We start from the raw sequence: 22,820 nt of genomic DNA, 5'->3' as shown, positions 1-22,820 counted from the left end.
GACGCTTCCGGCGTCACCCTCGCGCCACGAAGTCGGCTAAGGTGGGCCGGTTTCTCCCCATGGAGCGAGACGCTGATCCTTGCGTGATTTTCTGACCGGCCTGGCGATCCTGGCGATCGCCGTCCTCGCGACGGCGCTCGCCGGACCCTATTTCGTCGACTGGACCGCGCATCGGGGCGCGATCGAGGAGAAGGTCGCGGTCGCCATCGGCGCTCCGGTGTCGATCGCCGGGCCGATCTCGGTGCGGCTGCTGCCATCGCCGCGGCTCGACGTGCAGGACGTCACGCTGAACCGGAGCGCGTCCGGCTCCGGGACCGGGCCAGTCGTCACGATGGGGCGGCTGGCCGTCGAAGTGGCCGTGATGCCGCTCCTGCGCGGCGAGGTGCGCGTGGTCGAGGCGTTCCTGGACCAGCCGCGCTTCGAGGCTTCCCTGTCGGCGTCCGGCGACGTGGTCGGGCTCTCGGACTTCGCGTCGGCTCTCGACTCCGTCCAGGCGGTCGCGGTCGAGCGGCTGGTCGTGCGCGACGGCGTGCTGAGCCTAAAGGACGAGATGACCGGGCGGTTGTCCCTGATTTCGGACATCGACGGAGAAGCGGACGCGCAGGCTCTCGTCGGGCCGTGGCGAGCCAACGCCCGCGCGCTGGTGGGCTCCACCCCGGTCGACCTGCGGGTCGCCACGGGCGCGCCGGAGCCCCAGGGCGCCAGGCTCAAGCTCGTCATCCAGGCCTTGAACGGCCATCAGCGCGGCGAGATCGACGGGCGCATCGCCGTCGATGGGTCGGGAGCCCACGCCTTTGACGGCCGGCTGCTCGCCGGCGGGCGGCTGCGCTGGCCGGACCGCGACGGCTTCTCGCAGAAGCCCTGGACCTTTTCGGCCGCGCTCAGGCTGAACGGCCGGACCGGCCAGCTCAGCCAGGCGGAACTGGAGGCCGGGGGCGAGGAGATCCCGGCCAAGTTCAGCGGAGACGGCCAGCTCGATCTCGGCGTCACTCCTCGCCTGAAGCTCGCGCTCGAGGCCAAGCAGATCGATCTCGACAAGCCCTTCACGCTTCAGGGCCGGACCGCGCCGCCTCCGGCCGAAGTGCTGGGCGCCTGGATCAACGCGTTCGGCCTCGACGAAGGCGGGCTTTCGCCGCCGCTGCCGATCGCCGCCACCGTGAAAGCGGGCTCTCTGCTGTTCGGCGGCGACGTGGTGACGGGCGCCAACGCCGACATCGTCGTGAACGGCCCGGCGATCGTCATCGAGCGCCTCCAGGCGGGGCTGCCGGGCGGATCGGACGCGCAGCTCTCCGGCCGGGCCGAACTGGCGAACGGGGGACGCTTCGAGGGGCATGTCCGCGTCGCGTCCAAGGACGGTTCGCGGCTGCTGGGCTGGGCCGAAGCGGAGCGGTCGGGCCGATCCGGCCGGCTCGGCGACGCCAAGGACGTCGGCGTGGAGGCCGACGTGTCGCTGTCGCCGACCGTGATGGCGGCGAGGGGACTGAAGCTGCGGGTCGAACGCTCCAACCTGCAGGGCGCGGTGCGGTATACGCCGCCCGAGGCGTCGGCGCGGGGACTGTTCGAGGCGCAGCTGACCTCCGACGGCCTCGCCATCGAGCAGGCGCCGGACGTCTCGACGCTCTCGGCGGCGGCGCAGGGCGTGGACGTCGCCGTGACGCTGAACGCCCGCAATGTCAGGGTCGGGCAGGCGAAGGGCCCCTCGGTCGGCGCCGGCCGGCTCGGCGTCAAGCTGTCGATGACGCGGGCGGGCCTGACGATCGACACGCTCGAGATCGCCGATGTGGGCGGCGCCTCGGTCACCGCCTCGGGCCAGGTGGGCGAGAAGGGCGGCAAGCTGGAGGCCGTCGTCGACGCCCGCAGGGTGGAGCCGCTGGCCGAACTGCTGCGCAAGGTCGCGCCGGGGCGATTTCCCGGACTGCTGGCCTCGCGCGCGGCCGCGCTCAGCCCGCTCAAGCTGAAGCTCACGGCCTTCCGCTCCGCGGGTGCGACCGGGCCGACCACGGTCTCGGTCGATGGGCTGGCGGCCGGGTCGCGGCTGTCCGGCTCCGCTCTGCTTGGCGGCGGTCAGTCCGCCGACAAAGTCACGGCCAGCCTGAAACTCGACGCCCCGGAAAGCGGGCCCTTCCTGCGCCAGCTCGGCTTCGACGCGCTGGCGCTGTCGGGGTTTGGCGCAGGGCGGCTCGCCATCGACGTGGACGGCCGGTTCGGCGGCGGGGCGACCCTGAAGGTGGCCGCCAGCGCGGCGGGCGCGTCGCTCTCGGGCGAAGGCCGGATCGGCCAGACCGCCCAGGATCCGGACGTGACGGGACGATTCACGCTCAGCGCCGCCGACGCCGGGCCGCTGATGCAGCTCCTCGCCGCGCCGGGACCCGACGTGCTCAGCCGTTTGCCCGTCGAGGCGCGCGCCGAGGTGTCGACGGCGGACGGTCGCTGGACCTTCGCCGATCTCAGCGGGACCGTCGCGGCGCAGCCCTTCGCGGGCCGGCTCGCGGTCGACCTGGAGAAAGACACGCTCGATGGCGCGTTGACGCTGGACAGGATCTCGGCGGCGACGGTTCTGGGCCTCGCCCTCGGTCCGACGCAGCCGCCCATCGCCGGGGCGGTCTGGTCGTCCAGCCGCTTCGCGTCCGTGCTGCCGCCGCCCTTCGCGACCACGATCGCCGTCAAGGGCAAGGCCCTGGACCTGGGCGATGGAGGCGTGGCCGCCGACCCGTCCTTCACGATGCGCTGGACCGCAGAGAACCTGGAGTTGGCCAAGCTGGACGGCGGTTATCGCGGGGGCCGGCTCGGCGGCGGGCTGACGATCCGCCGCCAGGGCGGGCTCGCCAACCTGGGCGGAAAGCTGACGCTCACGGGCGTGTCGCTGCCCGCGCTGTTTCCCGACGCCCAAATGGCCGGGACGGTGGACGCCGAGTTCGACGGCGCGGCGGCGGGCGAGACCGCGTCGGCGCTGGCCTCCTCGCTCGCCGGGGGCGGCCGCCTTCAGATCCGCTCGATGGTGATCCCGAAACTCGATCCCCAGGCTCTGCCCGCCACCGCGCAGGCGCTCGACGCCGAGTCCAGCTATCCGGACGTGCAGCGCGTCGGGGGAGCGCTGAAGGCCGCGCTGGAGCGCTCCGGGCTGATCGTGCCCACCCTCGACGCTCCGGTCACCATCACGGGCGGCGTGGTCCGGGCCGGGCCGGTCATGGTCGAGGGGCAGACCAGCCTGCAGGGGGCGGCCACCTTCGACCTCAAGACCGGACGCTTCGACGGCCGGGCCAACATGACCGCGCAGGCGCCTGCAGGCTGGCTCGGCCCCGCCCCGCAGGCCGGCGTGGTCTGGCGCAAGACGCGGACCGGTCCGGCCGAGCGCGAGTTCGACGTGTCGCTGTTGACCAACACTCTCACCACGCACGCCGTCACGCGGGAGCTGGAGCGCATGGAGGCCCTGGAGGCGGACCTGCGCGAGCGGTCCTTCTTCGTGCGCCGCCTGAAGGCCGACCGGGACCGGCTTGAGCGCGAGCGGCGCGAGGCCGAAGAGGCGAAAGCGGCCGAGGAGGCCCGGATCGCCGAGGAGGCGCGCAAGGCCGAGGAGGCGAGGCTCGTGGCGGAAGCCAGACGCGTGGCCGAGCAGAGGGCGCAGGAACACCGCCTCCAGATGCAGCGCGCCGAGGAGGAGCGGCTGCGTCAGCAGGCCCAGGAGGACGCCAGCCGCATCGTCGCCGAGGACGCGCGGCGGGCCGAAGAGGCGAGGGCGGCCGAGCAGGCCCGGCAGGCCGACGCGTCCGCAAAAACGCTGGGAGACGACGACCCCAACGGCGCCGCGGAGGCCGCGCACATCCTGGGAAGGGCGGCGCCTTCGGCGGCCATCGTGCCCCTGCCGCCGCCACCGCCGCCGCCGAGCATTCCGGCCGGAAGTCCCGGTCAGCCAGCAGCGCCCTGAGCCGGCGCCCCGGCGCTCTCCGTGGGGGGCGCGACAGGGGCCATGGCCCGGTAATGGGCGAGCACGGCGAGGCGGATCGCGGAGGACAGGTTTTCGCCCTGCCGGGCGGCGTCGATGCTGGTCACCAGCCCGTTGAGGCTCATGCCCCGCGCCTGGGCGATGACCTTGAGAGCGTCCCAGAAGGGCCCCTCGATGGAGACGCTGGTGCGGTGTCCGGAGAGCAGAACCGAGCGCTTGACGATTGAGGAGCGGGGGCCGCTCACGAGGGCTCGTCCGTCCGGCTCCCGGCCTCGTCGGTTGCGGGCTTGGACTGCACGTCGCCTGCGCCCAGGCGGTGACCCTCGTGGCGCCTCGCGGCGAGGTCGTCCACGGCCGCCCGCAGGTCGCGCTCCGCCTTGGGCCGGCCGAACTTGGCGCGGTTCTCTGCCGCGGCGGCGTCCGCCTCGGTTCGGGCCTTGGCCTTGCGGGCGCGCCGAAGATTGACGATGTCTGCGGTCATGACGCGCCGCGGCGGCGTTCAGGGCTTCTTGCGGAACGCATCGAGGCTGACCACCTCGGCGCCGCTGGCCGCCTTGTCGGCGTCCTCGCTCGCGTCGCCCTTGGCGACCGCCGATCCTGACTCCGCAGCCGGCTTGCCCGGGCTGGTCTTTGCGGGCGCGATCCTGGCGGGGCCGCTCTTCGCCGCGCCCTGCTTCGGGGAGGGCAGCGCGGCCGGGCCCTTGGCGGACGGGGTCGAAGGAGCGCCCGCCGGAGACGCTTCGGCATCGTCCTCTTCGCCCTCGTCATTGTCGGCGTCCTCGGCTCCGGAGAGCTCGAATTTCAGGCCGAACTGGACGGAGGGATCGAAGAAGCCGGTCAGCGAATCGAACGGGACCAGGAGACGCTCCGGCACGCCCGAGAAGGACAGCCCCACCTCGAAGGTGTGCTCGGTGAGGCCAAGGTCCCAGAACTGGTGCTGGAGCACGATCGTCATCTCCTCCGGATACTTCTCGCGAAGCCGGTTGGAGATGCGCACGCCAGGGTCGCCGGTGCGGAATGAGATGTAGAAATGGTGCTCGCCCGGGAGGCCATGAGCCGCCGCATCGGCAAGAACCTTGCGAACCACGCCCTTGAGCGCGTCCTGGACCAGAAGATCGTAGCGGATGAGGTCCTGCGGCATTCCTGAACCGGCGCAAGGAAGGGAAAGTGGAGGCTTCTGTTGCCAGGCGCCTCCGAGCCCCGCCTTACGGTGCTACCCGCAAGGGCTTTGTTTAGGCGTCAGAGACCGCGTTACGCGGCCACCGCAACCTGAGCATAGTTGTCGTTGGCAACTATAAGTTTAGCCCGATAACGGCGGTACCATGCCGAGCGAAAGAGCACCCTTTACACCCACGTCGATCCTATTTCGCCCCCGCCGGAGCCCAGCTCCGAAGAGCGGACGCTGGGTTCTGGTGGAGGCGCCGGGTACCGCCCCCGGGTCCGTAAGGCTTATTCCGATGACCGTTTATCGCTATAGACGCCCTTGCGGGCGACAACCGGAATATAGGGCCTCGCTCCCGCGAACGGAAGGGGCTGGGGGCGAAAGCGCTGCGAAAAGAGCGCTGGACAACACGTCTTGCAGGTTGCAGGGCCGCTGTTCGTCACAGTGAATCGGGTTAACCTCCACGCTCTCGGGGAGCGCCATGCACGCCTATCACGATCTCATGCGACGGATCCTCAACGAGGGAACCGCAAAGTCCGACCGGACCGGCACCGGCACCCTGAGCGTGTTCGGCCACCAGCTGCGCTTCGACCTCGCGCAGGGCTTCCCCCTGGTGACGACCAAGAAGCTGCACCTGAAGTCGATCGTGCACGAACTGCTCTGGTTCCTGGCCGGCGACACCAATGTGGCTTACCTGCAGGCCAACGGCGTGAGCATCTGGGACGAGTGGGCCGACGAGCAGGGCGATCTCGGCCCCGTCTACGGCAAGCAGTGGCGCAGCTGGGAGAAGCCGGGCGGCGGCACGGTCGACCAGATCCGGTGGGTGCTCGACGAGATCCGGCGCAATCCTGACTCGCGCCGCCTCGTGGTGTCGGCCTGGAACCCGGCCGACCTCGACAGGATGGCGCTTGCGCCCTGCCATTGCCTGTTCCAGTTCTACGTGGCGGACGGGCGGCTCTCCTGCCAGCTCTACCAGCGCTCGGCCGACGTCTTCCTCGGCGTGCCGTTCAACATCGCCAGCTACGCCCTGCTCACCGCCATGGTGGCGCATGTCACGGGCCTGCAGCCCGGCGAATTCGTGCACAGCTTCGGCGACGCGCATCTCTATTCGAACCACCTGGAGCAGGTGCGGCTGCAGCTGAGCCGCGAGCCAAGGCCTTTGCCGCGGCTGATCCTCAACCCAGACGTGAAAAGCCTTTTCGATTTCGCCTTCGAGGACGTTGTGATCGAAGGCTACGACCCTCATCCCGCCATCCGGGCGCCGGTGGCGGTCTGAGGCCGCCCGAAGCGCGAATTCAGAGCCGCCCATGACCCTTTCCGTTCGTCCCGCCGCTCTCGGCGATGCGCCCCTCGTCTTCGCCATGATCCGCGAACTCGGCGAGTATGAACGCCTGTCGCATGAGATCGACGCCACGCCCGAGATGATCGAGGAGGCGCTCTTCGGCGACGCGCCGAAGGTGTTCTGCGACATCGCCGAGCACCGGGGCGAGGCGGCGGGCTTCGCGCTGTGGTTCTACAGCTTCTCCACCTTCCGCGGCCGCTGCGGGCTCTACCTGGAAGACCTCTATGTGCGCCCGCAGGCCCGCGGGCACGGGCTGGGGAAGGCGCTCCTGGCGAATCTGGCCAAGCGCTGCGTCGCCGAGAGCCTGGCGCGGCTGGAGTGGCAGGTGCTCGACTGGAACGAGCCGTCCATCGCCTTCTACAAGGCGCAGGGGGCCGAGACGCTCGATGACTGGACACGGTGCCGCGTCACCGGAGAGGCGCTGTGGCGCCTCGCCGACCAGGCGCGGTGAGCGGCATGGCTCTGCCGCTCGTCAGCATCGTGGCCGCGGCCGAGAACGGCGTCATCGGCCGGGACAACGGCCTCATCTGGCGCATCAAGACGGACTTGCGGCGTTTTCGCGCGCTGACGCTGGGCCGTCCCCTCGTGATGGGTCGCAAGACGTTCGAATCGATCGGCAAGCCGCTGCCCGGGCGCGAGAGCATCGTCGTCACGCGCGATCCGGGCTTCGCCGCGCCGGGCGCGCATGTGGCGCACTCTCTGGATGAGGCGCTTCGCCTCGCGCAGGAGATCGGGGCCAGGTCGCAGGCCGACAGCGTCGTGATCGGAGGCGGGGCGCAGATCTACGCCGAGACGATGGATCTGGTCGACCGCATCCACCTCACCCTCGTGAAGGCCACGCCGGCCGGCGACGCGAGCTTCCCGCAGATCGATTCCACCCGGTTCCGGGAGGCCCGGCGCGAGGACCATCCAGCCGGCCCGGACGACGAATTCGCCTTCTCGTTCATCGATTTCGTCCGCCGATAGGGTCGCTCGCCCCCACCCTGCGCGATCTTCGTCAACCATCCGGCCGAGCCTCCGTTGACGAAGCGCACACGACACCCCACTTCCGTGCGATAAACGCGCCTTGGCGGGCCCATCGGGGCGAAGCCCAGGCATAACAACGACCAGAGCGGAAGAGGACACCTGGATGCCTTGGAGCAATCAAAGCGGAGGGGGAGGCCCCTGGGGACCCCGCAAGCAGGGGCCATGGGGCACCGGTCCGCAGGGCGGCGGAGGAGGCAACGGCTCTCCGCCTGACCTGGAAGAGCTCCTTCGCCGTAGCCAGGACAAGCTGCGCCAGGTGATGCCGGGCGGCGGAATGGGCGGGCGCGGCGTCGCCGCCATCGCGCTCGGCGCCGTGCTCCTGTGGCTGGCGACCGGCTTCTACACGGTGAGGCAGGAGGAGATCGGCCTCAACCTCGTGTTCGGCAAATATGTCGGCGCCACCCAGCCCGGCCTGAACTACAACTATCCGGCCCCGATCGGGCGCGTGGAGAAGCGCCCCGTCACCACGGTGAACACCACCGAGGTCGGCTACCGCAGCGCCGAGGGCAACCGCCGCAGCGGTTTCCGCGACGTGCTGGAAGAGAGCCTGATGCTCACCGGCGACGAAAACATCGTCGACATCGACTACGCGGTGCAGTGGCAGATCAACCCGGCCCGGGCCGCCGACTACGCCTTCAACATCCAGGCGCCCGAAGCCTCCGTGAAGGCGGTCGCCGAGGCCTCCATGCGCGAGGTGGTGGGCCGCCGCAACATCCAGCAGATCCTGACCACCGACCGCGGCGCGATCGAGACCGAGGTCCGCCAGCTGATGCAGGACGTGCTGAACACCTACAAGTCCGGCGTCGAGGTTCGTCTCGTGCAGCTCCAGAAGGTGGATCCGCCGCAGCAGGTCATCGACGCGTTCCGCGACGTCCAGGCCGCGCGCCAGGACCAGGATCGCGCCCGCAACGAGGCCGAGACCTACGCCAGCAAGGTGGTTCCCGAGGCCCGAGGCGAGGCCGCGCGCATCGTCCAGGAGGCGGAAGCCTATCGCGAGCGCATCATCGCCGAGGCCAACGGCCAGGCGAGCCGCTTCAAGCAGGTCTACGAGGAATACCGCAAGGCGCCCGACGTGACCCGCGAGCGCATGTATCTGGAGACGATGGAACGCGTCTTCGGCGGGACCGACAAGATCATCCTCGACAACAAGAACGGGAATGGACAGGGCGTGGTGCCATATCTGCCGCTCAACGAACTCCAGCGCCGTCCGACGCAGGGAGCGCAGAAATGAACTCGACCGTCCGTCTCGTCACGGCCATCGCGCTACTTCTGCTCGCCGTGCTGCTCTACAGCTCCACCTTCGTGGTGCAGCAGACCTCGCAGGCGCTGGTGTTCCGCTTCGGCAAGGTGGCGCGCGCTCCCATCACGGAGCCGGGCCTCTACTTCAAGGCGCCCTTCATCGATGTCGTCGTCGATATCGACAAGCGCATCCTCGATCTCGAGCTGCCCTCGCAGGAGGTCATCGCCTCCGACCAGAAGCGCCTCGTGGTCGACGCGTTCACGCGTTTCAGGGTCACCGATCCGCTGCGCTTCTACCAGAGCGTCGGGAACGTCCCGGGCGCGGCCTCGCGATTGACCTCGATCGTCAACTCGACCGTCCGCACGGTGCTGGCCGACGCCAGCTTCACCGCGGTGGTGCGGACCGATCGCCAGGCGTTGATGCACAAGATCCGCGACGACGTGAACCGCCAGGCCGGAGGCCTCGGCATCGAGGTCGTCGACGTGCGGCTGCGGCGCGCGGACCTGCCGGAGCAGAACAGCCAGGCGGTGTTCCAGCGCATGCAGACGGAGCGCCAGCGCGAGGCGGCGGACATCCGCGCCAACGGCTCGCAGATGTCGCAGACCATCAAGGCCAAGGCGGACCGCGACGTCGTGGTGCTGCGCGCCGACGCCACCCGCCGCGCGGACGAATTGCGCGGCAATGGCGAGGCCGAGAAGAACAGGCTGCTGGCCGACGCGTTCAACCGCGACCCGGACTTCTTCTCGTTCTACCGCTCCATGCAGGCCTATGAGGTCGCTATGAAGACCGGCGACACCCGCATGGTGCTCACGCCGGACTCGGATTTCTTCCGTTACTTCGGAAATCCGACGGCCAAGCCCAAGGAGCAGGGACGGTTGCCGGCCACGCTGGCCCCGGCGCCGCCTCCGGGCGTCTCGACTGCGGCGCCGCCCGCGCCGGGCGAGGCCAAGCCCTGACCGGGCGAGCCTTCCCTCCTGGCGGCGGCCGGGCGTCTGGCGATCCAGGCGGCCCGGGCGCCGCGGGAAGGTCCCGGGGCTCTTCGCCATCGGCAGAGGACCGGGCGTGACGGATTTCATGGCCGGGGTGGGCCTCGTCTTCGCCATCGAGGGCTTGCTGTTCGCTGCCTTCCCGGCCTTCGTGCGCAGCCGCATGACCGAGGCGCTCGAACTCGGCGAGGGCCGGATGCGCGTCGTTGGGCTGGTCAGCGCCGCGCTGGGCGTCGCGCTGGTCTGGCTGTGCCGGTCGGCCCTGCGCTGAGGCTGCGTGCGGCTTGGCGCGCGGCCGGCGTGAGTTTCTCGCCGCCTCTCGCCTGCGCCCGTAATCCGCCCTAAATTCTCTCTAACTCAGCGACCCACCCGCTCCCTTGCGATGGTCCGGCCTGCGGGCTCCCTCCGGCCTCTCGGCTGCGGACCATCACGCGAACGAACAGAGGACGTCCATGGCCCAGCCCATCCTGATCACCCTGAGGCGCACGGCGATCGCGGCGGCTGCGGCCGCGGCCCTCGGAGCCGGCTCGATCGCGGCCCCGACCCTGGCCATCGCCCGGTCCGCGCCGGAGTCCTTCGCCGATCTCGCAGAGCAGGTCACCGATGCGGTGGTCAACATCTCGGCCTCCACGACCGTGACGGAGCAGCGTTCGGTTCCCACGCCGCAGCTGCCGCCGGGGTCGCCGTTCCAGGAATTCTTCGACGATTTCTTCAACCAGCGGGGGCAAAACGGCGAGCAGGGCGCCCCGCGCCCGCAGCGCCGCTCCAATTCGCTCGGCTCCGGTTTCGTGGTCGATCCGTCCGGCCTCGTGATCACCAACAACCACGTGATCGGCGACGCCAACGACGTCACCGTGATCTTCAATGACGGCCGCAAGCTGAAGGCCGAGGTGGTCGGCAAGGACGCCAAGGTCGATCTCGCCGTGCTGCGGGTGAAATCAGACAAGCCGCTGAAGTCGGTGAAGTTCGGCGACAGCGACAAGTCGCGCATCGGCGACTGGGTGATCGCCATCGGCAACCCGTTCGGCCTCGGCGGGTCGGTCTCGGCCGGCATCGTGTCGGCCCGCAACCGCGACATCTCGGACCAGAGCTACGGCCACTACATCCAGACCGACGCGGCCATCAACAAGGGCAACTCCGGCGGGCCGCTGTTCAACATGGACGGCGAGGTCATCGGCATCAACACCGCCATCCTGTCGCCGTCGGGCGGCTCCATCGGCATCGGCTTCTCGGTGCCGTCCAACATGGCCAAGCCGGTCATCGACCAGCTCGTGCAGTATGGCGAGACGCGCCGCGGCTGGCTCGGCGTCCGCATCCAGAACGTCGATGACGCCATCGCCGAGAGCCTCGGCCTCGGGTCGCCGCGCGGCGCCCTGGTGGCAGGCATCGACGAGAAGGGCCCGGCCAAGCCCGCCGGCATCGAGGCCGGCGACGTCATCGTCAAGTTCGACGGCGTCGAGGTGAAGGAGTCGAAGGACCTGCCCCGCATCGTCGGCCAGACGCCCGTGGGCAAGGAGGTCGCCGTCGGGATCATCCGCAAGGGCAAGGAAGAGACCAAGACGGTGAAGCTCGGCCGTCTCGAGGACGGCGAGAAGCAGGCCAAGTTCGCCAGCAACGGCCAGGGCGGCGGCGAGCCGGAGAAGCCGGCGATCAAGAAGGCGCTGGGCCTGGAGCTCTCAGGGCTGACGGACGATTTGCGCCGGCGCTACTCCATCAAGGACAGCGTCAAGGGCGTCGTGGTGGGCCGGGTCGACCCGAACTCCCCGGCGGCCGACAAGCGCATCCAGCCCGGCGACGTCATCGTGGAGGTTCAGCAGGAGCCGGTGACCACGCCCGACGCCGTGGCGCGCCGGATCGACGCCCTCAAGAAGGACGGCAAGAAGTCCGCGCTCCTGCTCGTGGCCAACGCCCAGGGCGAAGTGCGCTTCGTGGCCGTCGGGCTGGACTGATCGACGCAGCCTCGATCTGCTCCCACTCCCCGGATTGGGGAGAGGGCTGGGTGAGGGTGGCCGGGCCGCTCCCCTCATCCGACCTCGCTTCGCCCGGCTGCGTTCTCCTCGCGCCGGGGAGAAGGGTACACGCGGCGCCGCAGCTGCGGTCGGCCCTCTCGTGCTGAGTTGGACGCGGTTCAGTCGGCGAACTCTTCGCGCCGGTAGCCCTGTGCGTAGAGGAGGGCGGTGAGGTCGGCGTGGTCGAGGCGCGCATGGGCGGACGCCGCGACGGCCGGCTTGGCCCGGAAAGCGACGCCGAGGCCCGCCTGCTCCAGCATGGCGAGGTCGTTCGCGCCGTCGCCGATGGCCAGGGTGTCGGCATGCGCCAGACCGAACCGGTCACGCAGCTCCAAGAGGGCGGCGAGCTTGGCTTCCTTGCCGAGGATCGGCTCCTCCACCCTGCCGGCGAGCTCCCGTCCCTCGGCGACCAGCACATTGGACCGATGCTCGTCGAAACCGATCATGCGCGAGATCGGGCCGGTGAAGACCGTGAACCCTCCCGAGACCAGCGCCGCATAGCCGCCGTCCCGCCGCATGGTCCGCACCAGGGCCGGGCCGCCGGGGGTCAGCGTGATGCGTTCGGCGATGATGCGGTCCACCACGCCGATGTCGAGCCCAGCCAGCAGCGCGACCCGCTCGCGCAGGGCGGGTTCGAAGGCGAGTTCGCCGCGCATGGCGCGTTCGGTGATCGCCGAGACCCTCTCCTTCAAGCCGACGAAGTCGGCGAGTTCGTCGATGCATTCCTGGCCGATCATGGTGGAGTCCATGTCGGCCAGGAAGAGCCGCTTGCGCCGCGTCGCGACCGGCTGGACGATGACGTCGACGGGAGCTCCGTCCAGCGCGGCGCGGGCGCGATCCGCCTGCGCGCGGGCGTCGTAAGGCTCGTCCGTCGCGGCCGCCGGGACGCGGAACGGGATGTCCGCCGCGAGCCCCGGATTCAGCATGCGAGGAGATTGCGCCCCGGGCAGGACTTGCGCGACGCGCGCAAGCAGCGCATCGGAAAGCGCCGGGCGTTCGGGATGGCAGACGAGCGTCGCGACGTGGTCGATCATGGCCTTGCAGGTGTTCAGCGGGTGACGCGCCGTGGCGCACGGGTTCCAGGCCATCCTCATCGCAGGACCGACCGCGAGCGGCAAGTCCGCCCTCGCGGTGAACCTGGCGCGGCGTCTTGGCGGCGCCGTGATCAACGCCGATTCCATGCAGGTCTACCGAAACCTGCGCATCATCACGGCCCGGCCCAGCCCTGACGAGGAGAAGGCGGCGCCGCACCGGCTGTTCGGCCATGTCGACGCGGCGGAGGCCTATTCGGTTGGGAAATGGTCCCGCGCGGCGGCGCTTGAGCTTGGCGCGCAGACGGCGGCCGGGCGGATCCCGATCGTGACGGGCGGGACGGGGCTCTACTTCAAGGCGCTGCTGGAGGGCCTGTCGGAGATCCCGGAGGTCCCCGAGGAGGTCCGCGCGGCCGTGCGGGCGGCCACCACGGATGTACCGGCCGACCAGCTGCACGCCGAGCTGGCGCACCGCGACCCGGACACGGCGGCCACGCTGCGGCCGAGCGATCGCCAGAGGATCGTGCGCGCCCTGGAGGTGTTCCAGGCCACGGGGCGGCCGCTCGTCCGCTTCCAGGGCGAACGGCAGGGGCGCCTCCTCGCGCCGGAGGCCTGTCTGCGGGTGTTCCTCGCCCCGGACCGGGACGAGCTCTACCGCCGAATCGACGCCCGCTTCGACGCCATGGTGAGCCTCGGCGCGCTCGAAGAGGTGAAGGCGCTCGCGGCGCGGGAGCTCGACCCCGCGCTCCCGGCCATGCGGGCCCATGGCGCGCCCTGGCTGATCAAGGCGCTGCGGGACGAGATGACGTTGCCGGAGGCGATCGAGCGGGCCAAGGCGGACACGCGCCACTACGCCAAGCGGCAGTTCACCTGGTTCCGCCATCAGGGCGAAGGCTGGCTCTGGGTCGACCCCGCCGAAGCCGAGCGGGCCGTGCTGGCGAGCCTCAGCTTCGTCGAGGGGCCGCCGGTGACGTCGCCATGAGGCCGCCGGACGAGGCGGCTCGGGCTCAAGCTCTCCTCGGAAAGCGCTTGACGGGTTTTCGGCGGGCGACTACGGTCCCGCACGTTTCGCAATCGAGGGACGCGCGCGTGCGCAACATTCTTATTGTAACCGAGGCGCCAGAGACGGGACGGTCGTAGACCGCAATCCCGACGATGGCGCCGTGTCCGAGGTCCCTTACCGGGGCCTTTTTTGTTGCCTGAACGTCCCGACCGACCACCCTTTGAACGAACCTGATGGGAGCTCACCGATGACCCGACAGATGACCGGCGCCGAGATGGTCGTCCAGGCGCTCCAGGACCAGGGCGTCGAGCACATCTTCGGCTATCCCGGCGGCGCCGTGCTGCCGATCTACGACGCCATCTTCCATCAGGACCAGGTGAAGCACGTCCTCGTGCGGCACGAGCAGGGGGCCGTTCACGCCGCGGAGGGCTACGCCCGCTCGTCCGGCAAGGTCGGCTGCGTGCTGGTGACGTCGGGGCCGGGCGCGACCAACGCGGTCACCGGCCTGACCGACGCCATGCTGGATTCCATCCCGCTGGTCTGCATCACCGGCCAGGTGCCGACGCACCTCATCGGCTCGGACGCTTTCCAGGAGTGCGACACGGTCGGCATTACGCGCCACTGCACGAAGCACAACTATCTCGTCCGCTCCATCGAGGACCTGCCGCGCATCCTGCACGAGGCGTTCTACGTCGCCTCCAACGGGCGCCCCGGGCCGGTGGTGGTCGATATTCCAAAGGACATTCAGTTCGCCAAGGGCTCCTACGCCAAGCCCATGTCGAACCAGCACAAGACCTATCGCCCTCAGATCAAGGGCGACATGAACCGCATCCGCGCCGCGGTCGACCTGATCGCCTCGGCCAAGCGGCCCGTCTTCTATACGGGCGGGGGGATCATCAACTCCGGCCCCGAGGCGTCCGCGCTGCTGCGCGAACTCGTGCGCCTGACTGGCTACCCGATCACCTCCACGCTGATGGGGCTGGGCGCCTATCCGGCGGCGGACCGGCAGTGGCTCGGCATGTTGGGCATGCACGGGACCTATGAGGCCAACCTGGCGATGCATGACTGCGACGTCATGATCTGCATCGGCGCACGCTTCGACGACCGCATCACCGGCCGGCTGGACGCCTTTTCGCCGCGGTCCAAGAAGATCCACATCGACATCGATCCCTCGTCCATCAACAAGAACGTGCGGGTCGACATCGGCATCGTGGGCGATTGCGGCCACGTGCTGGAGGACATGGTCCGGCTCTGGCGCACCCAGGCGCCGCAGGTCGACAAGGCCGCCCACGCCGAGTGGTGGAAGCGGATCGAGGGCTGGCGCGAGCGCAACTGCCTCGGGTTCCGCAAGGATCCGAAGGTGATCAAGCCGCAATACGCGGTCCAGCGCCTGTACGAACTGACCAAGGACCGGGACGTCTATGTGACGACCGAGGTCGGCCAGCACCAGATGTGGGCCGCGCAGTATTTCCACTTCCAGGAGCCGAACCGCTGGATGACGTCCGGCGGCCTCGGCACCATGGGCTACGGCCTGCCGGCCGCGGTCGGCGTGCAGATGGCCCATCCGGGCGCGCTCGTCATCGACATCGCCGGCGAGGCCTCGATCCTGATGAACATGCAGGAGATGTCGACGGCGCTGCAGTACCGGCTGCCAGTGAAGATCTTCATCCTGAACAACCAGTACATGGGCATGGTGCGCCAGTGGCAGGAGCTGCTGCATGGCGGGCGCTATTCGGAGAGCTACTCGGAGGCGCTGCCGGACTTCGTCAAGCTGGCCGAAGCCTATGGCGGGCACGGCATCCGCTGCTCGGATCCGGACGATCTCGATCGCGCCATCCTGGAGATGATCGACAGTCCCAAGGCCGTGATCTTCGACTGCATCGTCTCGAAGAACGAGAACTGCTTCCCCATGATCCCGTCCGGAAAGGCTCACAACGAGATGATCCTGCCCGACTTCGAGGGCGAGACCGGCGACATCATCGACGCCAGGGGGCGCGAACTGGTGTGAGGCGATCGGGGCCCCGCATCGCCTGCTCGCCGTCGACGTTCGGCGGCGATGCTGAAACCCTCGTCACGGCCGACCGCGCCCGCGCGGCCGGCGACCTGCCCGGCGCCCGGCGCGTCGCACTGCTCCAGGAACCCGCTTCATGAAGCTCGTCATCGCCAACAAGGCCTACTCGTCCTGGTCGCTGCGGCCATGGATCCTGATGCGGGCTCTGGACATCCCCTTCGAGGAAGACCTGATCCCGCTCGACACGCCGGAGTTCCGGCCCCGCGTCAGCGCCTATCAGGCTGGCTCGACGGTGCCGATCCTGGTGGACGGCGACGTCACCGTGTGGGAGTCGCTGGCGATCATGGACTATCTGGCCGATCGCTTCCCCGAGAAGCGGGTCTGGCCGGAGGACATCAAGGCCCGGGCCTTCGCGCGAACGATCTCGGCGGAGATGCATGCGGGCTTCCGGGGGCTGAGGTCGGCCTGTCCGATGAACCTGCGCAAGCGCTTCGCCGCGATGGACCGCGGCGAACTCGTCGCCAAGGACGTCGCCAGGGTGACGCAGCTCTGGTCCCGGGCGCGGGAGAGTTTTGGCGCATCCGCCGGCGGCCCGTTCCTGTTCGGCGCCTTCACGGCGGCGGACGCGATGTTCGCGCCCGTGGTGACGCGCCTGCAGACCTACAGCATCGCCGCGCCGGGTCCTGCCCGGGCCTATATGGACGCCGTTCTGGACCATCCGGCCTTCGTGGAATGGCAGGAGGCGGGAATGAGCGAACCGTGGGTCGTCGCTCACGACGAGGTCGATGAGCCCGCGATCGGGCCCTTCAGGGCCAAGTGAGCACGGGCGGCGAAACCGATGTGGAAGGGGCTACGATGAACATGCCGATGAAATCCCATTATTCCGACGCCCCGAAGACGCAGCCGCCGGCGCGCCACACCTTGTCGGTGCTCGTCGACAACGAGCCAGGCGTTCTCGCCCGCATCGCGGGGCTGTTCTCCGGGCGCGGCTACAACATCGAGAGCCTGACCGTCTCGGAAACAGAGCATGAGGCGCATGTCTCGCGCATCACGATCGTGACCACCGGGACCGCGCAGGTCATCGAGCAGATCAAGCACCAGCTCGACCGCCTCGTGCCGGTCCACCGGGTGGTGGACCTGACTGTCCAGGGCGAGGCGATCGAACGCGAGCTCGCCTTGGTGAAGGTCGTCGGCTCCGGCGAGAGCCGGGTCGAGGCCATGCGGCTTGCGGTGGCCTTCGGCGCGCGGACGCTGGACGCCACGCTCACCTCCTTCGTCTTCGAGCTCACGGGCGCGACGGAAGAGATCGAGCGCTTCCTGCGCGTCATGGCGGTGGTGGGCCTCGTCGAAGTGTCGCGGACCGGCATCGCCGCGATGGGGCGCGGCGCGGACGCGATCTAGACCCGGATATCCAGGAGAATTTTATGTCGCTGAAGCTCTATCATTCGCCGGGAGCGTGTTCGCTCGCCGCGCATCTGGTCCTCGAGGAGGTCGGCGCGACCTTCGAGCCTGTGCGGGTGAATTTCGCCGAAGGGGAGCAGCGTTCGCCGGCCTATCTGGCGCTCAACCCGAAGGGCCGCGTCCCCGCGCTGGTCGATGGCGATTGGGTGCTCACCGAAGTTCCGGCCATCCTGCGCCATGTCGCCCGGACGCATCCGGCGGCGGGCCTCTGGCCCGACGATCCCCGCGACGAGGCGCGCTGCGCCGAATGGCTGGCCTGGTGCTCGTCGACGGTGCATGTCGCCTACGCGCATGTGCGCCGCCCGGAGCGCTACGCCTCCAGCGACGCCGCCAAGGCGGAGGTCATGGAAAAGGGGCGCGAGACCTGCCTCGACGTCTGGTCGCAGGTGGATGCGCGCCTGGCCGGCCGCACTTTCGCGGCGGGCGACCGCCTCTCGGTCGCGGATTTCTACGTGCTGGTGTTCTGGCTGTGGGGTCGCGGTCCGACCCTGGCCTTCGACATGCCGGCGACATATCCCCATTGGACCGCCCATGCTCGACGGCTGGCCGAACGGCCGGCGGTCCGCCGCGTGTTCGAGCGGGAAGGGCTACAGCTTCCGTAACGGAGCGGTGCCTTCGGACCGGATCTGTCGTCTCAACTCCGTACGGCGACGGAACCCGTCGCCGAACGTCATCGCAGAGCAAGAATGTGTCGGCGGCCGCATGGCGTCCATGCGCGCGAACCTTGTGCGTGGGGCTTGTTTACGGGCCTTGCGACCAGTAAAGCACCGCCGGGACCTCCATCCACCACCCGGCCGGACGGAACACCAACAGGCAGAGGGCCGAACCGCCGGGGGCGGGAGCCCAAGAGAGGACGACACCCATGCGCGTTTATTACGACCGCGACGCGGACATCAACCTGATCAAGGGCAAGAACGTCGCCATCGTGGGCTACGGCTCGCAGGGCCACGCCCATGCGCTGAACCTGCGCGACAGCGGCGTGAAGAACATCGCCGTGGCGCTGCGCGCCGGCTCGCCGACGGTCAAGAAGGCCGAGGGCGAAGGCCTCAAGGTCATGACCGTGGTGGAAGCCGCCAAGTGGGCCGACGTGGTGATGATGCTCACCCCGGACGAGCTGCAGGCCGACATCTACCGCGACGAGCTCGCCCCGAACATGAAGCAGGGCGCGGCCCTGATGTTCGCGCACGGCCTCAACGTGCACTTCAACCTCATCGAGCCCCGCAAGGACCTCGACGTCCTCATGGTCGCCCCCAAGGGCCCCGGCCACACGGTGCGTTCCGAGTACCAGCGCGGCGGCGGCGTGCCGACCCTGATCGCGATCCACCAGGACGCATCCGGCAATGCGCATGACCTCGGCCTCTCCTACGCGTCGGCCAATGGCGGCGGCCGCGCCGGCGTGATCGAGACGACCTTCAAGGAAGAGTGCGAGACGGACCTCTTCGGCGAGCAGGTCGTGCTCTGCGGCGGCCTCGTGGAGCTGATCCGCGCCGGCTTCGAGACGCTGGTCGAGGCGGGCTACGCCCCCGAGATGGCCTATTTCGAGTGCCTGCACGAGGTGAAGCTGATTGTCGACCTCATCTACGAGGGCGGCATCGCCAACATGAACTACTCGATCTCGAACACCGCCGAGTACGGCGAGTACGTGACCGGCCCGCGCATCATCACCTCGGAAACCAAGGCCGAGATGAAGCGCGTCCTCAACGACATCCAGACCGGCAAGTTCACGCGCGACTGGATGCTGGAGAACAAGGTCAACCAGACCTCGTTCAAGGCCGTGCGCGCCCGGAACGCCGCCCACCAGATCGAGGAAGTCGGCGGCAAGCTGCGCGACATGATGCCCTGGATCAAGGCCAAGGCGCTGGTCGACAAGTCCAAGAACTAAGTCCCGCGCGGACCGACGGCCCGCGGCTGAAGCGTCACGAAAAAGCCCCGGCGGAGCGATCCGCCGGGGCTTTTCCGTTTAGAAGGTCAGCTCAGCGGACGACGGCGAGGTCCTTGATCGCCGTCTCGGCGTTGGACGGAATGACGTTGCGGGCCTGGAAGTCGGCCCAGTCCTTGAACTTGCCCTTGGCGCGCGCCTCGATGATCGCCTTGGACCGGGCGGGGCCGATCTGCGGCAGCTTGTCGAGTTCCTCGGCGGTGGCGGTGTTGAGGTTCACCTTGGCGCCCGTGACGGCGGCAGCCGGCGCCGGGGAGGCCACGGCGGGCTTCGCCGGAGCCGCGACGGTCGGAGCCGGGGCGGGAGCAGCGGGAGCCGCCATGGCCGGCTTCGCCGGAGCCGTCGCCGCCGGCGCTGCTGGAGCCGCCACGACCGGCTTCGCCGGCGCAACAGCCGCGGGAGTCGCCGGCTTGGCGGGAACGGCCGGCTTGGCGGGCGCTGTCGTGGCGGGCGGAACGACGGCCGGAGCCGTGGCCGGCGCGGTTTGCGCCAGTGCGGGACCGGCGAGGAGGCCGACGACTGCGGAAGCGGCGAGAAGGCGAGAGATGGACATGGTGGGTCCGGTCCTGGGGCCCGGCGAAGCGTATCCTCCAGGCCGGCCGGGCGGCGGCGACTGGCGGCGGCTCGTTGTCGAGCCGTGCATATGAAACGGTCACACCGTGACTCAAATTTGACTTTTTGCAAGCAAAGGTGCGCTCAAGCTGCTTTTGATCGTGGCGCTGGGCCCTTGCGCTCCAAGCTCTGCGGCTGGCGCAGCGCTCGCCTTCTCGGCCGGTCAGGCGGGCCGTTGTTCTTGCCCTCGTTGCCTCCGCTGACTACCGTGACGGCCGAAATCAGGCCGCATCGCCGGCCGAAATCGGGAGAGCGTCGGGATGGTGGTGTTGCGCGTGATTGAACGCGATGCGCCAGGAGCCAAGCCGCCGGCCGTGGCGCTGGACGGTGTGTCGATCGCGTATGGGGGCGGATCTCAGCCCGTTTACGAGGCCGTGGCGCCGACCACCCTGCGGGTCGCCGACAGCGAGTTCGTCGCCATCGTGGGGCCGACGGGCTGCGGCAAATCCACATTGCTGAACGCCGCAGCCGGCCTTCTGCGTCCGGCCGGCGGTTCGGTCACGATCTTCGGCGAGAGCCTGAGCGGGTTGAACGCCAAGGCCGGCTACCTCTTCCAGCAGGACGCGCTGATGCCCTGGAAGACGTCGCTGGAGAACGTCGCCATCGCGCTCGAGGTGGGGGGGCGCTCGTCCGCCGAGGCCCGCAAGCAGGCCAGGGCCTGGCTCGGCCGCGTGGGGCTGGCGGCGTTCGCGGACCGCTACCCGCACCAGCTCTCGGGCGGCCAGCGCAAGCGCGTCGGGCTGGCGCAGGTCCTCATCCGCGATCCCAAGATCCTGCTGATGGACGAACCCTTCGGACCGCTGGATGCGCAGACTCGGCAAATCATGGGGACTCTGCTGCTCGAGCTCTGGGCCGCCGACCGCAAGGCGGTGCTGTTCGTCACCCATGACCTGGAGGAGGCGATCGCGCTCGCCGACCGGGTGGTGATCATGTCGGCGGGGCCGAAGGCGCGCATCATCGGCGACCACGCCATCGACCTGCCGCGCCCGCGGGACGTGTCGGAGGTGAGGCTCGATCCGCGCTTCCACGCCCTCCACAGGGCCATCTGGGGCGAGCTGCGGGACGAGGTCGTGAAAGCCTATGGGGGAGCGGCGTGAGCGGTCCGAGCCGGACCCGGCTCTTCGTCCTGCAGGCCCTCGTCGCCGTCGTGGCGCTCCTGATCTGGCATGTCGGATCGACGGTGCCGATCGGCGGCGTCTACCTCCTGCCCAAATTCTTCTTCTCGACGCCGCTCGATGTGATCGGGCGGATCTGGAAGCTCTTCGCAGGCGGGCAGATCTGGAAGCACCTGTCGATCACGCTCAGCGAGACCGTGCTGGCCTTCCTGATCGGCTCGGTCGGGGGCGTGCTCTTCGGCTTCTGGTTCGCCCGCAAGCCGACCGTCGCCGCGGTGTTCGACCCCTATGTGAAGATGGCGAACGCCCTGCCGCGGGTGGTGCTGGCGCCGATCTTCATGCTCTGGCTCGGGCTCGGCATCTGGTCGAAGGTGGCGCTCGGGGTGAGCCTCGTCTTCTTCATCGTGTTCTTCAACGTCTATCAGGGGGTGAAGGAGGTGAGCCCGGTGGTCCTCGCCAACGCCAGGCTGATGGGGATGAACGAGCGCCAGCTATTTCGGCACGTGTACTGGCCTTCCGCGCTGAGCTGGATGTTCTCGTCGCTCCATACATCGGTGGGCTTCGCCCTGGTCGGCGCGGTAGTGGGCGAATATCTGGGCTCCGCGGCGGGCCTGGGCTACCTGATCCATGAAGCGGAAGGCGTCTTCGACGTCACGGGCGTCTTCGCCGGGATGGTGATCCTGGCCGCCTTCGTGCTCGTCATCGACTGGCTGGTGACCATGATCGAGAACCGGCTGCTGGTCTGGCGACCGCAGCCCGCCTCGCATGTGTGATGCAGCGGTTCAACCAGGGCGCGAAGGCGCTCCAGGATTACAACAACAGGGAGTGAAAACATGAGTCCCTTCAGGCTGATCGCGACAGCGGCTGCCGCGCTGCTTCTGGCGGGGAGCGCGGCTTTCGCGCAAGCGCCGGAGAAGAAGGAGGTCAAGCTAGGGGTCGGCGGCAAGGCGCTGCTCTACTACCTGCCGCTGACCATCGCCGAGCGGAAGGGCTTCTTCAAGGAGCAGGGGCTCGACGTCGAGATCTCCGACTTCGCGGGCGGCGCCAAGTCGCTGCAGGGCCTGATCGGCGGCTCGCTGGACGTGGTGACGGGCGCCTATGAGCACACCATCCGGATGCAGGCCAAGGGGCAGGACATCCGCGCCGTGCTGGAGCTCGGGAGGTTCCCGGGCATCGCCGTCGGCGTCGCCAAGGCCAAGGCCGACGCCTACAAGTCGCCGAAGGACCTCAAGGGCATGAAGATCGGCGTCACCGCGCCGGGCTCCTCCACCAACATGCTGGTCAACTTCCTGCTCGCCAAGGAAGGGCTGACGCCGCAGGACGCGTCCTTCATCGGCGTGGGCAGCGCGGCGTCGGCCGTGGCCTCCATCCGCAACGGCCAGCTGGACGCGATCTCCCACCTGGAACCCGTACTGTCCATGCTGGAGCAGTCGGGCGACATCAAGATCGTCGTCGACACCAGGACGGAGGAGGGCACCAAGGCGCTGTTCGGCGGCTCGAACCCGGCCGCCGTGCTCTACGCCAAGAAGGACTTCATCGACAAGAACCCCAACACCGTCCAGGCGCTCACCAACGGCCTCTACAAGGCCCTGCAGTGGATCCAAAAGTCCTCGCCCGAGGAGATCGCCGCGGCGGTCCCGGAGGAGTATCTGCTGGGCGACAAGGCGCTCTACGTCCTCGCGGTGAAGAACTCCAAGCCGACCTACTCGATCACCGGCGTGATCTCAGAGAGCGGAATGACCAGCACCAACGACATGCTGAAGCAGTTCGAGCCTGAACTGAAGGACGCCAAGGTCAATCTGGCCGACACCTTCGATCCCCGCTTCGCCAAGAAGGCGGCCGAGATGGTGAAATGATCGGCTCGAACCTCGCCTGAACGATTCGGCGCGGCCCGGATCCCTGAACGCCCCGGAGCAATCCGGGGCGTTATTGCTTTTAGC

22 protein-coding genes and 1 other RNA gene are annotated in these 22,820 nt (G+C 69.1%); 17 read left to right on the top strand and 6 right to left on the bottom strand.

Annotation, left to right across the window (positions count from 1 at the left end; all coding sequences use genetic code 11):
- Window positions 1–79: 79 nt before the first annotated feature.
- Window positions 80–3,925 carry an AsmA-like C-terminal region-containing protein gene (locus ABEG18_RS17305; RefSeq protein WP_406854291.1) on the top strand — a complete coding sequence of 1,282 codons (3,846 nt, stop codon included), beginning with the start codon at window positions 80–82 and terminating at the stop codon, window positions 3,923–3,925.
- On the opposite strand, the gene ABEG18_RS17300 is transcribed toward ABEG18_RS17305, so the two are convergent.
- The 4 genes from ABEG18_RS17300 to ssrA all read right to left on the bottom strand — a co-directional run bounded on the left by ABEG18_RS17300 (window position 3,907) and on the right by ssrA (window position 5,476).
- Window positions 3,907–4,188, bottom strand: a complete 282-nt coding sequence (locus tag ABEG18_RS17300) for a ribbon-helix-helix domain-containing protein (RefSeq protein WP_406854290.1) — start codon at window positions 4,186–4,188, stop codon at window positions 3,907–3,909. The genes ABEG18_RS17305 and ABEG18_RS17300 overlap by 19 nt on opposite strands.
- A complete protein-coding gene (locus tag ABEG18_RS17295) occupies window positions 4,185–4,424 on the bottom strand; it encodes a DUF4169 family protein (protein ID WP_406854289.1) in 240 nt (79 codons plus the stop codon). Before ABEG18_RS17295 ends, ABEG18_RS17300 begins: the two co-directional genes overlap by 4 nt.
- Window positions 4,425–4,442: 18 nt before the next feature.
- Window positions 4,443–5,084 carry a ClpXP protease specificity-enhancing factor SspB gene (locus ABEG18_RS17290; RefSeq protein ID WP_406854288.1) on the bottom strand — a complete coding sequence of 214 codons (642 nt, stop codon included), beginning with the start codon at window positions 5,082–5,084 and terminating at the stop codon, window positions 4,443–4,445.
- A 25-nt stretch (window positions 5,085–5,109) separates the two neighbouring features.
- Window positions 5,110–5,476: a transfer-messenger RNA gene (gene ssrA / locus ABEG18_RS17285) on the bottom strand.
- A gap of 110 nt (window positions 5,477–5,586) precedes the next feature.
- Between ssrA and ABEG18_RS17280 the strand changes: the two genes are divergently transcribed.
- The 7 genes from ABEG18_RS17280 (at window position 5,587) to ABEG18_RS17250 (ending at window position 11,648) form a co-directional block, all read left to right on the top strand.
- Entirely contained in the window at window positions 5,587–6,381 is a 795-nt protein-coding gene (locus ABEG18_RS17280) for a thymidylate synthase (RefSeq protein ID WP_406854287.1), read from the top strand.
- 31 nt (window positions 6,382–6,412) lie between these two features.
- Complete coding sequence (locus ABEG18_RS17275) at window positions 6,413–6,898, top strand: N-acetyltransferase family protein (RefSeq protein ID WP_406854286.1); 486 nt, start codon at window positions 6,413–6,415, stop codon at window positions 6,896–6,898.
- Between the two features lie 5 nt (window positions 6,899–6,903).
- Complete coding sequence (locus tag ABEG18_RS17270) at window positions 6,904–7,413, top strand: dihydrofolate reductase (protein WP_406854285.1); 510 nt, start codon at window positions 6,904–6,906, stop codon at window positions 7,411–7,413.
- 163 nt (window positions 7,414–7,576) lie between these two features.
- Window positions 7,577–8,704, top strand: coding sequence for an FtsH protease activity modulator HflK (gene hflK / locus ABEG18_RS17265; RefSeq protein ID WP_406854284.1), 1,128 nt, complete (start codon window positions 7,577–7,579; stop codon window positions 8,702–8,704).
- The gene (gene hflC / locus ABEG18_RS17260; RefSeq protein WP_406854283.1) at window positions 8,701–9,669 is read left to right on the top strand and encodes a protease modulator HflC; all 969 of its coding nucleotides are present in this window, start codon (window positions 8,701–8,703) and stop codon (window positions 9,667–9,669) included. Before hflK ends, hflC begins: the two co-directional genes overlap by 4 nt.
- A gap of 106 nt (window positions 9,670–9,775) precedes the next feature.
- A complete protein-coding gene (locus ABEG18_RS17255; RefSeq protein ID WP_406854282.1) occupies window positions 9,776–9,970 on the top strand; it encodes a DUF2065 domain-containing protein in 195 nt (64 codons plus the stop codon).
- A 181-nt stretch (window positions 9,971–10,151) separates the two neighbouring features.
- Window positions 10,152–11,648: a DegQ family serine endoprotease gene (locus ABEG18_RS17250; protein WP_406854281.1), complete on the top strand. Its 1,497-nt coding sequence runs from the start codon at window positions 10,152–10,154 to the stop codon at window positions 11,646–11,648.
- A 179-nt stretch (window positions 11,649–11,827) separates the two neighbouring features.
- Here the strand turns inward: ABEG18_RS17250 and serB are convergent, their stop codons facing one another.
- Window positions 11,828–12,739, bottom strand: a complete 912-nt coding sequence (serB, locus tag ABEG18_RS17245; protein WP_406858632.1) for a phosphoserine phosphatase SerB — start codon at window positions 12,737–12,739, stop codon at window positions 11,828–11,830.
- A gap of 34 nt (window positions 12,740–12,773) precedes the next feature.
- Between serB and miaA the strand changes: the two genes are divergently transcribed.
- The 6 genes from miaA to ilvC all read left to right on the top strand — a co-directional run bounded on the left by miaA (window position 12,774) and on the right by ilvC (window position 19,096).
- On the top strand, window positions 12,774–13,721 hold the full coding sequence (miaA, locus tag ABEG18_RS17240; protein ID WP_406854280.1) for a tRNA (adenosine(37)-N6)-dimethylallyltransferase MiaA: 948 nt from the start codon (window positions 12,774–12,776) through the stop codon (window positions 13,719–13,721).
- Window positions 13,722–13,989: 268 nt separating this feature from the next.
- Window positions 13,990–15,750: an acetolactate synthase 3 large subunit gene (locus ABEG18_RS17235; RefSeq protein WP_406854279.1), complete on the top strand. Its 1,761-nt coding sequence runs from the start codon at window positions 13,990–13,992 to the stop codon at window positions 15,748–15,750.
- Window positions 15,751–15,889: 139 nt separating this feature from the next.
- Window positions 15,890–16,573 (top strand): glutathione S-transferase family protein, encoded by a 684-nt coding sequence (locus tag ABEG18_RS17230; protein WP_406854278.1) that lies wholly within the window; start codon window positions 15,890–15,892, stop codon window positions 16,571–16,573.
- 41 nt (window positions 16,574–16,614) lie between these two features.
- Window positions 16,615–17,154 carry an acetolactate synthase small subunit gene (gene ilvN / locus ABEG18_RS17225; protein WP_406858631.1) on the top strand — a complete coding sequence of 180 codons (540 nt, stop codon included), beginning with the start codon at window positions 16,615–16,617 and terminating at the stop codon, window positions 17,152–17,154.
- Window positions 17,155–17,177: 23 nt separating this feature from the next.
- Window positions 17,178–17,816 (top strand): glutathione S-transferase family protein, encoded by a 639-nt coding sequence (locus ABEG18_RS17220; RefSeq protein WP_406854277.1) that lies wholly within the window; start codon window positions 17,178–17,180, stop codon window positions 17,814–17,816.
- A 260-nt stretch (window positions 17,817–18,076) separates the two neighbouring features.
- Entirely contained in the window at window positions 18,077–19,096 is a 1,020-nt protein-coding gene (ilvC, locus tag ABEG18_RS17215) for a ketol-acid reductoisomerase (protein ID WP_406854276.1), read from the top strand.
- Window positions 19,097–19,187: 91 nt separating this feature from the next.
- On the opposite strand, the gene ABEG18_RS17210 is transcribed toward ilvC, so the two are convergent.
- Window positions 19,188–19,706, bottom strand: coding sequence for a ComEA family DNA-binding protein (locus tag ABEG18_RS17210; RefSeq protein WP_406854275.1), 519 nt, complete (start codon window positions 19,704–19,706; stop codon window positions 19,188–19,190).
- 319 nt (window positions 19,707–20,025) lie between these two features.
- Between ABEG18_RS17210 and ABEG18_RS17205 the strand changes: the two genes are divergently transcribed.
- From ABEG18_RS17205 to ABEG18_RS17195, 3 genes are read left to right on the top strand one after another with little or no spacing between them, the layout of a single operon-like run.
- Window positions 20,026–20,862, top strand: a complete 837-nt coding sequence (locus ABEG18_RS17205) for an ABC transporter ATP-binding protein (RefSeq protein WP_406854274.1) — start codon at window positions 20,026–20,028, stop codon at window positions 20,860–20,862.
- Complete coding sequence (locus tag ABEG18_RS17200) at window positions 20,859–21,653, top strand: ABC transporter permease (protein ID WP_406854273.1); 795 nt, start codon at window positions 20,859–20,861, stop codon at window positions 21,651–21,653. Before ABEG18_RS17205 ends, ABEG18_RS17200 begins: the two co-directional genes overlap by 4 nt.
- Window positions 21,654–21,713: 60 nt before the next feature.
- Window positions 21,714–22,736, top strand: a complete 1,023-nt coding sequence (locus ABEG18_RS17195) for an ABC transporter substrate-binding protein (protein WP_406854272.1) — start codon at window positions 21,714–21,716, stop codon at window positions 22,734–22,736.
- The last annotated feature ends 84 nt before the right edge of the window (window positions 22,737–22,820 follow it).

It is taken from the genome of Alsobacter sp. KACC 23698 (assembly GCF_045348435.1).
Lineage (GTDB): Bacteria > Pseudomonadota > Alphaproteobacteria > Rhizobiales > Beijerinckiaceae > Alsobacter.
Note: the sequence above shows the minus strand (reverse complement) of the source record. Positions and strands in the feature narration are given on the sequence as shown.

Coding starts and splice junctions, on each gene's coding strand:
- ABEG18_RS17295 (WP_406854289.1), bottom strand. CDS start 4,424: ATGACCGCAGACATCGTCAATCTTCGGCGCGCCCGCAAGGCCAAGGCC.
- ABEG18_RS17290 (WP_406854288.1), bottom strand. CDS start 5,084: ATGCCGCAGGACCTCATCCGCTACGATCTTCTGGTCCAGGACGCGCTC.
- ABEG18_RS17280 (WP_406854287.1), top strand. CDS start 5,587: ATGCACGCCTATCACGATCTCATGCGACGGATCCTCAACGAGGGAACC.
- ABEG18_RS17275 (WP_406854286.1), top strand. CDS start 6,413: ATGACCCTTTCCGTTCGTCCCGCCGCTCTCGGCGATGCGCCCCTCGTC.
- ABEG18_RS17270 (WP_406854285.1), top strand. CDS start 6,904: ATGGCTCTGCCGCTCGTCAGCATCGTGGCCGCGGCCGAGAACGGCGTC.
- hflK (WP_406854284.1), top strand. CDS start 7,577: ATGCCTTGGAGCAATCAAAGCGGAGGGGGAGGCCCCTGGGGACCCCGC.
- hflC (WP_406854283.1), top strand. CDS start 8,701: ATGAACTCGACCGTCCGTCTCGTCACGGCCATCGCGCTACTTCTGCTC.
- ABEG18_RS17250 (WP_406854281.1), top strand. CDS start 10,152: ATGGCCCAGCCCATCCTGATCACCCTGAGGCGCACGGCGATCGCGGCG.
- ABEG18_RS17235 (WP_406854279.1), top strand. CDS start 13,990: ATGACCCGACAGATGACCGGCGCCGAGATGGTCGTCCAGGCGCTCCAG.
- ABEG18_RS17230 (WP_406854278.1), top strand. CDS start 15,890: ATGAAGCTCGTCATCGCCAACAAGGCCTACTCGTCCTGGTCGCTGCGG.
- ilvN (WP_406858631.1), top strand. CDS start 16,615: ATGCCGATGAAATCCCATTATTCCGACGCCCCGAAGACGCAGCCGCCG.
- ABEG18_RS17220 (WP_406854277.1), top strand. CDS start 17,178: ATGTCGCTGAAGCTCTATCATTCGCCGGGAGCGTGTTCGCTCGCCGCG.
- ilvC (WP_406854276.1), top strand. CDS start 18,077: ATGCGCGTTTATTACGACCGCGACGCGGACATCAACCTGATCAAGGGC.
- ABEG18_RS17210 (WP_406854275.1), bottom strand. CDS start 19,706: ATGTCCATCTCTCGCCTTCTCGCCGCTTCCGCAGTCGTCGGCCTCCTC.
- ABEG18_RS17205 (WP_406854274.1), top strand. CDS start 20,026: ATGGTGGTGTTGCGCGTGATTGAACGCGATGCGCCAGGAGCCAAGCCG.
- ABEG18_RS17195 (WP_406854272.1), top strand. CDS start 21,714: ATGAGTCCCTTCAGGCTGATCGCGACAGCGGCTGCCGCGCTGCTTCTG.